We start from the raw sequence: 13,508 nt of genomic DNA, 5'->3' as shown, positions 1-13,508 counted from the left end.
CTGTGGGAGCGAGCCTGCTCGCGAAAGCGGTCCGACATTCAACAGATGTGTCGACTGATGCACCGCCTTCGGGAGCAAGCCCCCTCCCACCCTTGACCGGGTTGTCAGTTCGGATACGAGACAACAACAAGAGTGAAACGACACAACGTTCGTGCCTCTAACCAATCGATTTTATGGAGTAAACAATATGATTCCGGTGATCTTGTCAGGTGGTAGCGGTTCACGTCTTTGGCCGCTTTCGCGCAAGCAATTCCCCAAGCAATTCCTCGCCCTGACCGGTGAACACACGCTGTTCCAGCAAACCCTGGAACGCCTGGTGTTCGAAGGCATGGACACGCCGATCGTGGTCTGCAACAAGGATCACCGCTTCATCGTCAACGAGCAGTTGGCCAATCGCAATCTCGAATGCCAGCGCATCCTGATGGAGCCGTTCGGCCGCAACACGGCGCCGGCGGTGGCGCTGACCGCGATGATGTTGGTCAACGAAGGCCGTGACGAGCTGATGCTGGTGCTGCCGGCCGACCACGTGCTGGAAGACCAGAAAGCCCTGCAACGTGCCCTCGCCCTGGCCACCGTGGCCGCCGAAAACGGCGAGATGGTGCTGTTCGGCGTGCCGGCCACCAAACCGGAAACCGGTTACGGCTACATCAAGTCCACCGGCGATTCACTGCTGCCCGAGGGCGTGAGCCGTGTCTCGCACTTCGTGGAAAAACCCGACGTCAAACGCGCCACCGAGTACGTCGAGTCCGGTGGTTACTACTGGAACAGCGGCATGTTCCTGTTCCGCGCCAGCCGCTTCCTCGAAGAGCTGAAAAAGCACGATCCGGACATCTACGACACTTGCCTGCTGACCCTTGAGCGCAGCGAGCAGGACAACGACACCATCACCTTCGACGAAGCCACCTTCGCCTGCTGCCCGGACAACTCCATCGACTACTCGGTGATGGAAAAAACCCAACGCGCCTGCGTGGTGCCGCTGACCGCCGGCTGGAGCGATGTCGGTTGCTGGTCGTCGCTGTGGGAAGTCAACGAGAAGGACGCTAACGGCAACGTCAGCAAAGGCGATGTGGTGATTCAGGACAGCAAAAACTGCATGATCCACGGCAACGGCAAACTGGTGTCGGTGATCGGCCTGGAAAACATCGTCGTGGTCGAAACCAAAGACGCGATGATGATCGCCCACAAAGACAAGGTTCAGGGCGTCAAGCAGATGGTCAACACGCTCAACGAGCAGGGCCGCAGCGAAACCCAGAACCACTGCGAAGTCTATCGTCCTTGGGGTTCGTACGATTCGGTGGACATGGGCGGGCGTTTCCAGGTCAAGCACATCTCAGTGAAACCGGGCGCGTGCCTGTCGCTGCAGATGCACCACCACCGCGCCGAGCACTGGATCGTGGTCAGTGGCACCGCCGAAGTGACCTGCGATGAAAACGTGTTCCTGCTCTGCGAAAACCAGTCGACCTACATCCCGATCGCCTCGGTGCACCGTCTGCGCAACCCGGGCAAGATCCCGCTGGAAATCATCGAAGTACAGTCGGGCTCGTACCTGGGTGAAGACGATATCGAGCGTTTCGAAGACATCTACGGTCGCTCGACTCCGATCGAACGCGGCGTGTCGGTGAAAACCATCGCGCAGTGATCGCTCTGTAATTAAAAGCCCCCGCCCAGCCCGCTGCGTCCCCTATCCGCAGTGGGTTGGGCGGGGGCGTTTTTTATCCGGGATCTGCGGTGTCGGTACTGGCCTCTTCGCGAGCAAGCCCGCTCCCACAGTGGGCCGAGGCATGGCTCGATTTTGTGATCAGCTCCCATCCCTGTGGGAGCGGGCTTGCTCGCGAAGGCGTCTTCACCTTCACCACAGAAATCCTGCCCATCGCCAACCTCACCTACGCTTAGGTAGGATGCCCCTCTATCCCTGCGAGGTTGTGCGACATGTTCATCGGCGTTTTGCTGGTCATCACCTGGCTGATTCTGTTGCTGCGCTATCCGGCCAAGGCTGTACCGGTGTCGGTGGCCGCCGCTGTTGGCCTGGGGCTGGTGGCGGTCTGGGTGGTGTGGCTGGACAACCGCGAGCTCAAGCAACTGGCGCGTCTGGAGATGCGCATTGCCTACGCGCCTGAACACTGCCCCGCGGATCGCCCGCTGCAACTGAAAATGAAAAACGGCAACGACGTCCCGCTGACCGAACTGCGCTGGCGCATCGCAGCCTATGCACCGGGTGACACGGTCAATCTGGCCGACAACCAATACACCGCCCCACGCTATCGTGGCCCCGGTGAATTGCAGGCCGGTGGCAACTGGGAAGATTGCCTGCCCCTGCCACCGCTGCGCGCCGGTTATCGTCCGCAAACACTTGAGTTTCGCGCCGAGCGTTTGCAAGGCAGTTTCTCTGACTGATCCCCTTCCCCCACTTTTTTGCACAAGGAATGCGCCATGCCCGTTGCGTTGATCACCGGTTGTTCCAGCGGCATCGGCCGCGCCCTCGCCGATGCGTTCAAAGCCGCCGGTTACGAGGTCTGGGCCAGTGCGCGCAAGACCGAGGACGTCCGCGCCCTCGCCGCAGCCGGGTTCACGGCGATCCAGCTGGACGTGAATGACAGCGTGGCGCTGGAACAGCTTGGCGAACGGATCAACCAGCAGCATGGCGGCCTCGATGTGCTGATCAACAATGCCGGTTATGGTGCGATGGGGCCGTTGCTCGATGGCGGCGTGCCGGCCATGCAACGCCAGTTCGAGACCAACGTATTCTCGGTCATTGGCGTTACTCGCGCCCTGTTCCCGGTGCTGCGCCGGGCCAAGGGTTTGGTGGTGAATATCGGCAGTGTCTCAGGGGTTTTGGTCACGCCGTTCGCCGGTGCCTACTGCGCCTCGAAAGCCGCGGTGCATGCCTTGAGCGATGCATTGCGCATGGAGCTGGCGCCGTTTGGCATTCGTGTGATGGAAGTGCAGCCAGGGGCAATTCAGTCGAGTTTCGCCAAGAATGCCGGGCATGAGGCCGAGCAGTTGATCAATGAGCAATCGCCGTGGTTTCCATTGCGTGAGGGGATTCGCGCGCGGGCCAAGGCGTCGCAGGACAAGCCGACCCCCGCCAGTGAGTTTGCCGCTGAATTGCTCAAGGCTGTGCAGCAGGACAAGCCGCCACGCCTGATCCGCATTGGTAATGGCAGCCGGGCGTTGCCGTTGCTGGCTACTTTTTTGCCGAAGGGGTTGCTGGAGTCGACATTGATGAAGCGGTTCGGGTTGCGTGGGAAGCTTTGAGACCGAGTTGACGCTTTCGCGAGCAAGCCCGCTCCCACAGGGGAATGCATTCCAGATGTGGGCTGAGCCTGCTCCAACAGGGGAATGCATTCCAAATGTGGGAGCGGGCTTGCTCGCGAAGAGGCCTGGCCAGGCAACACTCATCCCCAGCCTTTCATGAAATCAATGAACGCCCGCACCTTCAGCGGCAAATGCCGGGTATCCGGGTACAACGCGTAAACCCCCTGCTGAGCAAAGCGGTAATCCGCCAATAACCGCACCAGTCGACCGGCCTCCAGATCATCCTGAATCAGCCACTGCGGCAGAATCGCCACGCCTTGCCCGGTCAACGCAAACGCCCGCAGCGTCGCCGAGTTGTCGGCAACGATGGCGGTGGTCCCCGGTTTTGGCTGGTAGACATGCTCGGTGCCAGTCAGGTCGGTGACCGTCATTTCCGGTACTCGTCCGTGGCCCAGGGTCGGCATCGACTCCAGCGTTGCCAGCGTGGCAACCGGCGTGAAGCGCTCGACCAAACCTGGCGCCGCCACCGCAAACACTTCGAACGTCGACAACTGCACCGCCCGCAGATTGGAGTCGTGCATACGTCCCAGGCGGATCGCCATGTCGAAGCGTTCGGAGATCAGATCAGCATGGGTCGAGGACGTCGACAGGTGAATGTTCAGTTGTGGCTGTTGCTGGCGAAACACCTCCAGCGCCGGCACCACCTGAGCCAATGCGAATTCCACGGTGGTGGTGATGCGCAACGTGCCCTTGAGTTGCGAGTGCTCGGAACGGGCCTCCTCGATCGCCAGACGCGCTTCATCGAGAGTGCGCACACAGCGGCGATAAAAACGCTCGCCGGCATCGGTCAGGGCCAGTTGCCGGGTGTTGCGCGTGAGCAGCGTGACGCCCAATTCCTCTTCCAGCCGCTTGAGGTTGAAGCTCACCACCGCCCGGGTCTGCCCCAGGGTGTCAGCGGCGGCGGTCAATGACCCAGCCTCCACCACGGCTTTGAACGTGTCAAAACGGTCCAGGCTGACCATCGTCACGGCACTCCTTGTCAAAATTATTTTGACAAACTAGCAGGCAAACCAGCGTTTTCCTAACGTCTCCAGCGCCCTAACCTGCACGTCTCATCACAGGGAAGCTGCCATGGCCTATCGCTCGAAAGTCGCGCTGGTGTATTTGTTCGGGTTCGCCCTCGACCTGCTGAACATGTTCGCCGCCAGCATTGCCTACCCGGACATCGCGCGGGAGTTGCACGCCTCGGTGACGCAACTGGCGTGGATCACCAACGCCTACATGCTCGGGCTGACGCTGATCATTCCGATGAGCGTGTGGCTGGCCGCACGGTTGGGCGAGCGTCGGTTGATCCTGAGTTCGCTGCTGCTGTTCGGGATCGCCTCGGGCCTGGTGGCACAGGCCGGGTCGATTGAAAGTCTGATCGGCTGGCGCCTGCTGCAAGGGCTCGGTGGCGGCTTGTTGCTGCCGGTCGGTCAGGCCCTGGCGTATCGACAATTTCCGGCGGCACAGCGGGCGCACCTGACCGGGGTGGTGTTGATGGTCGCGCTGATGGTCCCGGCCCTGTCGCCGGCAGCGGGCGGGCTGATCGTCGAGGCCTTGTCGTGGCGCTGGATTTTCTACCTGAACCTGCCACTGGCGCTGCTGGCGTTTGCCTTGGGCCTGCTCTGGTTGAAAGCAGATCAGCCCAGCACAGAACGCCCGACGCTGGACCTGCGCGGCCTGCTGCTGGCGGTCTCAGCCCTGAGTCTGTTACTGATTGCCGTGAGCCTGGCGAGCGCCGCCGCTACCCGTCACCTCGCCGGTGGCGTCCTGTTGCTCGGCGCCTTGACCCTATGGCTGTACCTGCGCGATGGCTGGCGCAAACCCGACGCTGTCCTCGACCTGCAACTGCTCAAGAGCCCGTCGCTGCGCCTGGCGATGCTGATCTACCTGTTTGTGCCCGGGGTCTTTACCGGCACCAACATGATTGCCGTGTTGTACCTGCACGACCTCGGCTTCGGCGCCGCGCAAACCGGCGCGCTGATGCTGTCCTGGGCCGCCGCCTCGGGCGTGGCGATCATGCTCGGCAAACGCAGTTTCAATCGCACTGGCCCCAAACCGTTGCTGATCACCGGCATGCTCCTGCAATGCTTGGGGATTGTCATGCTGATGCGCATCGAACAGCCCGCTGCAGCGCCTCTGATCATCGCCTACGCCCTGATGGGACTGGGCGGCAGCCTGTGCAGCGTGACTGCACAGACCCTGGCGTTTGTCGGCATGACCCCGGAAAAAATGGGCCACTCCAGCGCCCTCTGGAACATCAATCGTCAGCTCGGTTTCTGCCTCGGCGCGGCGCTGCTCAGCTCATTGCTGGGGGCATTGGGCGGCGACGGTTTCCGCTACTGCTTCCTCGCCGCAGCGCTGCTCACGTTGTTGCCGATGGCCGCCGTGTTGCGCTTCGACGCCACCCACGTGCTCGCACTGCTGAGCTCACCTCCCCTTCAGGAAAAATCCACATGACGGACAACCAACAATATTTTGACGAAGTGATCCACGCGCACGAGGCCATCGAACAATGGTTTGCCGTGGAGCAGGACTCAGCCGAACTGGAGCGCTTGCTGAGCCGGTTCTCGGCGGATTTTTCCATGGTCACGCCGCTCGGCCGGGTGCTGGATATCGGCGCTTTGCGCGCACTGTTTCAAGCGGCGGGCGGGAAGAGAACAGGCTTCAGGATCGAGCTCAGTGAGCTGCGCGCAATTGCGCTGCATGCGCACGGCGCGACGTTGAGTTACCGCGAGCAGCAGACGGACGCGAATGGGTTGCACACGGATCGGCGTTCGACGGTGGTGTTTGAAAAGAGCGAGGCCGGGCGGGTGCTCTGGCGGCATTTGCAGGAGACGTTTTGTGGTGAATGACGGTTCGCTATCTTCATGACAGAGCGCGTTGCCCTCTTCGCGAGCAGGCTCGCGCCCACACGGGTTTTGTAAACGACACAAATCAAATGTGGGAGTGAGCCTGCTCGCGATGGCAGCCACACGGTCCGTCAGTTATCCACAGTGTCCCGCTTCACCACCACGGTGCAGGTAATCCCCGCCGCCAACAGCACACCCTGCGGCACTTCATCAATGTGAATGCGCACCGGCACTCGCTGCGCCAGGCGTACCCAGTTGAACGTCGGGTTCACATCGGCGATCAGCTCGCGGCTTTCCGGGTTGTCGCGGTCGTAAATGCCGCGGGAAATACTCTCCACATGCCCCTTCAACACTTCGCCACTCATCAGTTGCATGTCGGCCTTATCGCCTACACGCACGTGCGGCAGTTTGGTCTCTTCGAAGAAGCCGTAAACCCAGAACGAGTTCATGTCGACCACCGCCATTTTCGCCTCGCCGATGCGCGCATAGTCGCCGCGATGCACGTTGAGGTTGGTCACGTAGCCGTCCACTGCCGCGCGCACTTCGGTGCGTTTGAGGTTGAGTTCGGCGGCTTCCAGTTGTGCTTGCGCGTGTTGGTAATCGGCCAGCGCGGCGTCGGCGATGTTGCTGGCGTCGTCGCGGTTCTCCTTGGAGATCACCAGGTTGTCCAGATCGGCGCGGCGATGCGCGTTGACCTTGCGCATCTCCCACGTCGACTTGCGCGAAGCGACCAGCGACTGCGCCTGTTTGACCGCGATGCGGTAATGCTCGGGGTCGATCTGCATGAGCAAATCGCCCTTCTTCACCAACTGGTTGTCGCGCACCGGCACATCGATGACTTCACCGGTGACGTCGGCCGCGACGTTGATGATGTCGGCGCGCACGCGGCCGTCGCGGGTCCACGGCGTGTTCATGTAGTGCTCCCACAACGTGCGGCCGATCCACAGCGCCAGGGCCAGCACCAGCAGGGTCGCGAGCAGGCTGAAAAACTTTTTCATCAGGGCCTTCTTCAGAGATAGAGAGTCAACGGTAAACAGTCAGCGCCATGGCGCCGAACAGACAGGTAAACAGGCTCAGGCGCAGCAGCGCCGGGTGCCAGAAGAAGCGGTACAGATCGAACCCCGAGAGGAACCGGTCAAGCGCCCAGGCCAGTGCTGCAGCGACGAAAAACATCAGGGTCATGGTCGGCATATACACGCCGTGGAAGGCGATTTCACGAGGCATGGGCAAGTCCTTCGGGCTTGGCGATTGCGTAGGCAGCGAGCGGTGATTGCGGGTCGAGCAACGAGGTGCGGATGAAGTGCAGGTAGCTCTTCACCCGGCGCAGGGCCGAGGTGTCGAAGTGCGGCGCGAACGGCTCGTCGGTCGCGGCGACCCGACTGATCGCGTGATCGACCGCCACCAGTGCGCGCTCCAGATTGCTCTGGTTAGGCTGCAGGAACAGCCGCACCAGCGCGCGGCCCATCACGCGAATCGCCTGACGCCATGGCTGCGATTCGGCATACGCCGGGTGCACCGGGAGAATCGCCTGTTCCTTGCGCAACTCGATGATTGCGTGGCCGACTTCAAGGACCACGAACATCCAGCGCAGCAGGTTCTTTTGCACAGTCGGCTGACCGGCGGCGAGACCGTAGGCCTGATGCAGCAGGTCGCGGGTGCGGCTCTCGAAACTCGACGCCAGGCCCTTGAGTTTGCCGCTGATCGCGTACACCACCTGGCCGCGCAGATCCTGCTCCAGACGCTTCCACAACCAGCGACTGTTCGGCGGCAAAATGATCGCCCCTGCCGCCGCGCAGACCAACATGCCCATGACCATGGCGATGTAGTCGTTGATGAAGGTGTAGGGGTTGTAGATGGTCAGGTTGTCCGGCACTGAACCTGTGCTGAAGAAGATCAGCAGCCCCAGACCGACCCCGGCGTATTGCGGCCGCGAAGCGAGGAACGAGCCGAGCACGATTACCGGCGCAAGCATCACGCACAGCAGCGGAAAACCATCGATCCACGGGAAGATGAAGAACATCTCGACGAAGCCGATCAGCGCCCCGAGGAAAGTCCCGCAGGCCATTTGAAAAGCCATGCGTTTGGGGTTCGGCGTGGCGGCGGACAGGCCCACAGTGGCAGCGGCGATCAGGGTCATGGTCGCGCCGCTCGGCCACGCGGTGGCGACCCAGTAACTACCGAGCACGATCAGGATGAACGAGGCACGAATGCCCGAGGCAGCGGCGGCCCACCAGTTGGTTTGCGGAGTGAACGGCTCGTCCCAGCGCTCGCGCTCATGGCTGTGATCGGCCAGCGAGGCGTGGGTCTGTGCATAACTGTGCAGGTCGTCGACGAAGCGATAGAGCAGCTCGTACGCGGTGTGAAAATCCAGCTGCTCGGCTTCACTCGGAGCGGTTTCCTGGAAGGTCGTGCGCAGGCTGCGCACCCGCGCCGGCAAACCTTCCTTGTAGGTAGCCAACGCAGTCGCCAGGCGTGCAGCGTCCGGGCTGGTCAGGGCGCGGCCACTGAAACCGTCGAGCACTTCGGCCAGATCCTGCAGGCCCGGCCTGATCGCAGCCACCACATGTTCTTCGCCATTGCCACGCAGACGTTCAAGCAACTGATGCAAGGCGTTGAAGCGCGTGGTGATGCCCATGAACTCGCTGTTCAAACGACTGAGGCGACCATTGCGCCGACGCATGTGCGGGTCTTCGAACACGGTCACGCTGCGCAGCCCTTCCAGGCCCACCGCTTCGGCAATGAAGCGTACGTTGCTGGCCTCGAACGCATCGGCCTTGCTGCGCCCGCGCAGGCCATCGGTGACGAACAAGGCAAACACGCCAAAACGCTGATACAAGGCGTTGCGCATCGCCGCACTGGCGGTTTGCGGCAGGATCGCGGCACTGACCACGGTCGAGCAGAGAATCCCCAGCGAGATCTCCAGCACTCGCCACACGGCGGCCATGAACGCACCGTCCGGATGCGCCAGCGCCGGCAATCCGACCATCGCCGCGGTGTAGCCGGCGAGGACAAAACCATAGGCGCGAAAGTTACGGCAGCGCGCTGCACCAGCCGAGCAGATGCCGACCCAGATGGCCAGCGAGCCAAGGAACAGCTCAGTGTTCTGCGCAAACAGCGCGATCAACGTGACCATCATCGCCGACCCGGCCAGGGTGCCGAGGAAGCGATAGAAACTCTTGGCAAACACATGGCCGCTCTGCGGCTGCATGACGATGAACACGGTGATCATTGCTGTGCGCGGCTGCGGCAGCTCCAGACGCATCGCCAGCCACAGCGTGAGGAACGCGGCGAGCAATACCTTGAAGATATAGACCCAGGTCACGCCATCGCTGCGCGCCCAGTCAAAGAAGCCCCGACGCCATTCCAGGGAGTAGAGCCAGCGCAAAGGTGCGGGCAGGTGAGTCATTTGGTCTTGCTCAAAAAGTCAGTCGAACCGGAGGAACTGTGGGAGCGGGCTTGCTCGCGAATGCACTGTGTCAGACAACAAATGGGCTGCCTGACACTCCCTCTTCGCGAGCAAGCCCGCTCCCACAGGGGTTGTGTGTTCAACGCAGGAGGGCCGGGGTTTTCGGCGCTTGGGTTTGCTCGACAGTGGGCACGTCATTGCCAGCCCCGAGCCCACCACCCAGTGCGGTCACCAACTCGGCATGCGCACTCAGTCGCGCTGCCTGCACCTGCTGCTGCACCTGCTGCTGCTTGAACAGCAAGGTCTGCGCATTGAGCACGTTGAGGTAATCGGTGAGGCCTCGCTGATAGGCGATCATCGCGATGTCGTAAGTCTTCTGCGCGGTGGCCACGGACTCGGCGGCAAAGGCTTGCTGCTTGTCCATCGACTCGCGGCGGATCAACTGGTCCGAGATGTTCTTCAGCGCATTGACCAGCGTCTGGTTGTAATGCGCCACGGCGATGTCATACCCGGCAGACGCTTCACCCAACTCGCTGCGCAAGCGTCCACCGTCGAAGATCGGCAAGGAGATCGCCGGGCCGACGTTGTAGTTGAGCTTCTTGCCGGTCAGAAACTCCAGCGCCCCGCCGCCGGTCGCCATGTAGCCGAGGCTGCCGACCAGATCGACATTGGGATAAAAACCGGCGTGCGCGACGTCGATGCCGCGGGCCTGCGCGGCGACTTGCCAGCGACTGGCGACCACATCGGGGCGCTGGCCGAGCAGATCGGCCGGCAAAGCCGAGGGCAGTTTCAGCGCCGCACCGAGCGCCAGGGTCGGTCGCTGCAACTGCGCGCCCGCCCCCGGGCCTTTGCCGGCCAGGGCGGCGATCTGGTTGCGGCTCAGGGCGATTTCTTCGTCCAGCGCATCCAACTGCCGATGGGTTTCCGGCAACGGCGTTTCGGCCTGGCTGACTTCGAAGTGTGTACCGATGCCGCCGTTCAGACGCTTCTGCGCCAGATCAAGAATCTGCTGTTGCTGCTTGAGCGTCGCGGCGACGATGTCGCGCTGGGCGTAATGCAGCGACAGCTCGATGTAGGCGCGCACGATGTTGTTCTGCAATTCCAGCTGCGCCAGCCGCGCTTCGGCGGCGCTCATGTGCGCCAGATCCACCGCCCGCTCGCTGGCATTGCTTTCGCGGCCCCAAAGGTCGAGGGCGTAGCTGAAACCCAGCGCGGCGTTGTTGTCCCAGGTGGTGGTGTTGGCCAACTCGCCGGGGCCGTAGAACTGATCGGTCGGCCAGTTATGGCGCTTGAGCGTCGACTCGCCATTGATCTGCAACGACTCGGCGGCCTCGGCGACACCGGCCATGGCTTTGGCCTGACGCACCCGTGCAGCGGCCATGGCCATGGTCGGGCTGCCCTGCACGGCGAGGTCGATCCAGCGATTGAGTTGCGGGTCACCGTAGGCTTGCCACCATTGCGCGGTGGGCCAGTGGGCGTCTTTGGCAGCGTGGGCAATGGCGTCGTCGGTGGCCAGCGTATTGGCCTCCAGCGCCTTGCCCTGCGGGGCAATTCCTCCGGTACCGATGCAGCCGCTGAGACCCAGGGTGAAAGCCAGAACACTGAGCGGCAAAAGCGCTCTGTTGATGCGACGCGGCACAGCTGCAAATTCCTGAAAAAGGGAGAACCGAGGCCCTGTGGGAGCGGGCTTGCTCGCGAAAGCGCTCTGTCAGAAGACGCCGCGTTGAAGATGAAATCGCTTTCGCGAGCAAGCCCGCTCCCACAACGGCGCAATTCTATGGGGCGCCCTGAACGGCGATAAGCTGGGATTCCTGTGAATCTTTGTTACCGTTAACGAGATAATCCCTTGGTCGGGGGTCTCAGCCCCTGAAACTTCGTGTCACAATTTGCCATCTCCCTTGAGAGCACCCCATGGACACATTGCAAAACATGCGCGCCTTCAGTTGTGTGGCCGAAGCCGGCAGTTTCACCGCCGCCGCCGTGCAACTCGACACCACCACGGCCAACGTCTCGCGCGCGGTCTCCAACCTGGAAGCCCACCTGCAAACCCGCCTGCTCAATCGCACGACCCGGCGCATCGCCCTGACCGAGGCCGGCAAGCGCTACCTGCTGCGCTGCGAACAGATCCTGGCCTACGTCGAAGAAGCCGAAGCCGAGGCCAGCGAAGCCCACGCCCGCCCCGCCGGCCAGCTGAAAGTGCACACCATGACCGGCATCGGCCAGCACTTCGTGATCGATGCCATCGCCCGCTACCGCAAGACCCACCCGGACGTGACCTTCGACCTGACCATGGCCAACCGCGTGCCGGACCTGCTCGACGAGGGCTACGACGTGTCCATCGTGCTGGCCAGCGAACTGCCGGACTCGGGTTTCGTCTCGCAACGCCTGGGCATCACCTACAGCATCGTCTGCGCCTCGCCGGCCTACGTGAAAGCCAACGGCTGCGCGCAAAAACCCAGCGACCTGCTGAACCACGCCTGCCTGCGCCTCGTCAGCCCGGTGATCCCCCTGGAAAAATGGGCCTTCAACGGCCCGGACGGCCAGGAAATGGTGACTATCAACAGCTCGCCGTTCCTGGTGAACTCCGCCGACGCAATGAAAGCCGCGATCATCAGCGGCATGGGCGTCGGTGTGCTGCCGGTCTATGCCGCCATCGAAGGCCTGCGCAACGGCACGCTGGTACGGATGATGCCGAACTACCGCTCGCAGGAACTCAACCTGTACGCGATCTACCCGTCACGGCAATACCTGGATGCAAAAATCAAGACCTGGGTTGAGTACTTACGTGGCTCGCTGCCAGAGATATTGGCGGCGCATCAGGCAGAACTGGCGGCGTATGAGTTGAGTGGGAGTCTGGCGGGGGCACGAGTCGCCAACTGAACTTAAACGCTGACCGCGCCCCTGCAGGAACTGTGGAGTGCGGCGAGGCTGTGATCTTTTGCTCAGATTGTTTAAAACTCAAAAATCGCAGCCTACGGTGGCTCCTACAAAAGCGGTGATTTGACGGGAGTTTTCCGACAGGTTTTGACGGTTGTGGGTCGGAAGAGGGGTGGATAGGCTGGTTCGGTCGCTGACACATCAGCGACCGGGTCTGGAAAACCCGAAGGATCAAAGCACATGACATAATGCCGCGCTTTTTCAGCGCCGGTGTTTCAGTTATGGCGGCTGTACGTGGGAGACCCTCGGGTCTGCCGGGTTTGATCCTTTGCCGGTTTTTCCAGCCTGCGTACAGCTGCCACCCACTTCGCCTGGAAAACGAAAAGTGGCAGTTCCATTTCGTCAAAAGGATCTTTGCCATGATTAAGCCTTCACCCAATCCGCCCGAAACGGACTGCATCTCCCCCTACGAATCCCTCGACTCGAAAAAACTCCACGACGCCGCCGAGCGTGCGCTGGATCACTACCTCAAACCCTGCGCCACCACCCTCAAATTCCACAAACCCAGCACGATGTTTCAGGTTGCCCCTGAAATGGATAACGAAAGCCTGCTGGTTCATGCCTGCGAATCACTGGCCTCGGCGAGCATCATGGCCAGCGACATTGCGGCCTATGTCGACCCGCCACAGCGGCACACAATTCTGGCGATCCAGCAGATCATCATGCTGGCGGAGCTGGCAGTGAATCGGGTGCTGGATAATGTGGAAATCAGCCAATCCCCAGCACACAGGTGAACCCTTGTGGGAGCGGTGGATCAGCAAATATCTGTGTTGAATGACACACCGCCTTCGCGAGCAAGCCCGCTCCCACAGTTGGAATGGGGTGTGTTCAGTTTGGGAGTTGGTCGGCTCGTAGGGCGCCTTCGCGAGCAGGCTCACTCCTACAATTGGATTTGGGTGTGTTCAGTTGGGGGGTGGTCGGCTCGTAGGCCGCCATCGCGAGCAGGCTCACTCCTACAATTGGACTGGGTGTGTTCAGGTGGGGATTGGTCGGCTCGTAGGCCGCCTTCGCTGGCA

Annotated in this window: 12 protein-coding genes; 7 read left to right on the top strand and 5 right to left on the bottom strand. The window is 61.8% G+C overall.

Annotated elements, in window-relative coordinates; translation table 11 throughout:
- Positions 1–187 precede the first annotated feature (187 nt).
- The 3 genes from U862_RS0120490 (at position 188) to U862_RS0120480 (ending at position 3,255) form a co-directional block, all read left to right on the top strand.
- The gene (locus tag U862_RS0120490; protein WP_025112127.1) at positions 188–1,639 is read left to right on the top strand and encodes a mannose-1-phosphate guanylyltransferase/mannose-6-phosphate isomerase; all 1,452 of its coding nucleotides are present in this window, start codon (positions 188–190) and stop codon (positions 1,637–1,639) included.
- A 290-nt stretch (positions 1,640–1,929) separates the two neighbouring features.
- On the top strand, positions 1,930–2,394 hold the full coding sequence (locus tag U862_RS0120485; RefSeq protein ID WP_025112126.1) for a hypothetical protein: 465 nt from the start codon (positions 1,930–1,932) through the stop codon (positions 2,392–2,394).
- Between the two features lie 36 nt (positions 2,395–2,430).
- On the top strand, positions 2,431–3,255 hold the full coding sequence (locus U862_RS0120480) for an SDR family oxidoreductase (RefSeq protein WP_025112125.1): 825 nt from the start codon (positions 2,431–2,433) through the stop codon (positions 3,253–3,255).
- Positions 3,256–3,395: 140 nt separating this feature from the next.
- On the opposite strand, the gene U862_RS0120475 is transcribed toward U862_RS0120480, so the two are convergent.
- On the bottom strand, positions 3,396–4,277 hold the full coding sequence (locus tag U862_RS0120475) for a LysR family transcriptional regulator (protein WP_025112124.1): 882 nt from the start codon (positions 4,275–4,277) through the stop codon (positions 3,396–3,398).
- A 109-nt stretch (positions 4,278–4,386) separates the two neighbouring features.
- Here U862_RS0120475 and U862_RS0120470 point away from each other — a divergent pair, with 109 nt between their 5' ends.
- Together U862_RS0120470 and U862_RS0120465 are read left to right on the top strand one after the other, a co-directional pair.
- Positions 4,387–5,757 carry an MFS transporter gene (locus U862_RS0120470; protein ID WP_025112123.1) on the top strand — a complete coding sequence of 457 codons (1,371 nt, stop codon included), beginning with the start codon at positions 4,387–4,389 and terminating at the stop codon, positions 5,755–5,757.
- The gene (locus U862_RS0120465) at positions 5,754–6,152 is read left to right on the top strand and encodes a DUF4440 domain-containing protein (RefSeq protein WP_025112122.1); all 399 of its coding nucleotides are present in this window, start codon (positions 5,754–5,756) and stop codon (positions 6,150–6,152) included. The genes U862_RS0120470 and U862_RS0120465 overlap by 4 nt, the downstream gene beginning before the upstream one ends.
- Before the next feature lie 128 nt (positions 6,153–6,280).
- Here U862_RS0120465 and U862_RS0120460 read toward each other — a convergent pair whose 3' ends face one another.
- The 4 genes from U862_RS0120460 to U862_RS0120445 all read right to left on the bottom strand — a co-directional run bounded on the left by U862_RS0120460 (position 6,281) and on the right by U862_RS0120445 (position 11,194).
- A complete protein-coding gene (locus tag U862_RS0120460; RefSeq protein WP_025112121.1) occupies positions 6,281–7,147 on the bottom strand; it encodes an HlyD family secretion protein in 867 nt (288 codons plus the stop codon).
- Positions 7,148–7,172: 25 nt separating this feature from the next.
- A complete protein-coding gene (locus U862_RS0120455) occupies positions 7,173–7,373 on the bottom strand; it encodes a DUF1656 domain-containing protein (protein ID WP_003221811.1) in 201 nt (66 codons plus the stop codon).
- Positions 7,363–9,555 carry an FUSC family protein gene (locus U862_RS0120450; protein WP_025112120.1) on the bottom strand — a complete coding sequence of 731 codons (2,193 nt, stop codon included), beginning with the start codon at positions 9,553–9,555 and terminating at the stop codon, positions 7,363–7,365. The genes U862_RS0120455 and U862_RS0120450 overlap by 11 nt, the downstream gene beginning before the upstream one ends.
- Positions 9,556–9,694: 139 nt before the next feature.
- Positions 9,695–11,194 carry an efflux transporter outer membrane subunit gene (locus U862_RS0120445; protein ID WP_025112119.1) on the bottom strand — a complete coding sequence of 500 codons (1,500 nt, stop codon included), beginning with the start codon at positions 11,192–11,194 and terminating at the stop codon, positions 9,695–9,697.
- Positions 11,195–11,466: 272 nt separating this feature from the next.
- Here U862_RS0120445 and U862_RS0120440 point away from each other — a divergent pair, with 272 nt between their 5' ends.
- Positions 11,467–12,435, top strand: a complete 969-nt coding sequence (locus U862_RS0120440; RefSeq protein WP_025112118.1) for a LysR family transcriptional regulator — start codon at positions 11,467–11,469, stop codon at positions 12,433–12,435.
- 416 nt (positions 12,436–12,851) lie between these two features.
- The gene (locus tag U862_RS0120435) at positions 12,852–13,226 is read left to right on the top strand and encodes a DUF6124 family protein (protein WP_025112117.1); all 375 of its coding nucleotides are present in this window, start codon (positions 12,852–12,854) and stop codon (positions 13,224–13,226) included.
- The last annotated feature ends 282 nt before the right edge of the window (positions 13,227–13,508 follow it).

This window comes from Pseudomonas sp. H1h, assembly GCF_000633255.1.
Lineage (GTDB): Bacteria > Pseudomonadota > Gammaproteobacteria > Pseudomonadales > Pseudomonadaceae > Aquipseudomonas.
Note: the sequence above shows the minus strand (reverse complement) of the source record. Positions and strands in the feature narration are given on the sequence as shown.

Coding starts and splice junctions, on each gene's coding strand:
- U862_RS0120460 (WP_025112121.1), bottom strand. CDS start 7,147: ATGAAAAAGTTTTTCAGCCTGCTCGCGACCCTGCTGGTGCTGGCCCTG.
- U862_RS0120470 (WP_025112123.1), top strand. CDS start 4,387: ATGGCCTATCGCTCGAAAGTCGCGCTGGTGTATTTGTTCGGGTTCGCC.
- U862_RS0120465 (WP_025112122.1), top strand. CDS start 5,754: ATGACGGACAACCAACAATATTTTGACGAAGTGATCCACGCGCACGAG.
- U862_RS0120485 (WP_025112126.1), top strand. CDS start 1,930: ATGTTCATCGGCGTTTTGCTGGTCATCACCTGGCTGATTCTGTTGCTG.
- U862_RS0120490 (WP_025112127.1), top strand. CDS start 188: ATGATTCCGGTGATCTTGTCAGGTGGTAGCGGTTCACGTCTTTGGCCG.
- U862_RS0120455 (WP_003221811.1), bottom strand. CDS start 7,373: ATGCCTCGTGAAATCGCCTTCCACGGCGTGTATATGCCGACCATGACC.
- U862_RS0120450 (WP_025112120.1), bottom strand. CDS start 9,555: ATGACTCACCTGCCCGCACCTTTGCGCTGGCTCTACTCCCTGGAATGG.
- U862_RS0120480 (WP_025112125.1), top strand. CDS start 2,431: ATGCCCGTTGCGTTGATCACCGGTTGTTCCAGCGGCATCGGCCGCGCC.
- U862_RS0120435 (WP_025112117.1), top strand. CDS start 12,852: ATGATTAAGCCTTCACCCAATCCGCCCGAAACGGACTGCATCTCCCCC.
- U862_RS0120475 (WP_025112124.1), bottom strand. CDS start 4,277: ATGGTCAGCCTGGACCGTTTTGACACGTTCAAAGCCGTGGTGGAGGCT.
- U862_RS0120440 (WP_025112118.1), top strand. CDS start 11,467: ATGGACACATTGCAAAACATGCGCGCCTTCAGTTGTGTGGCCGAAGCC.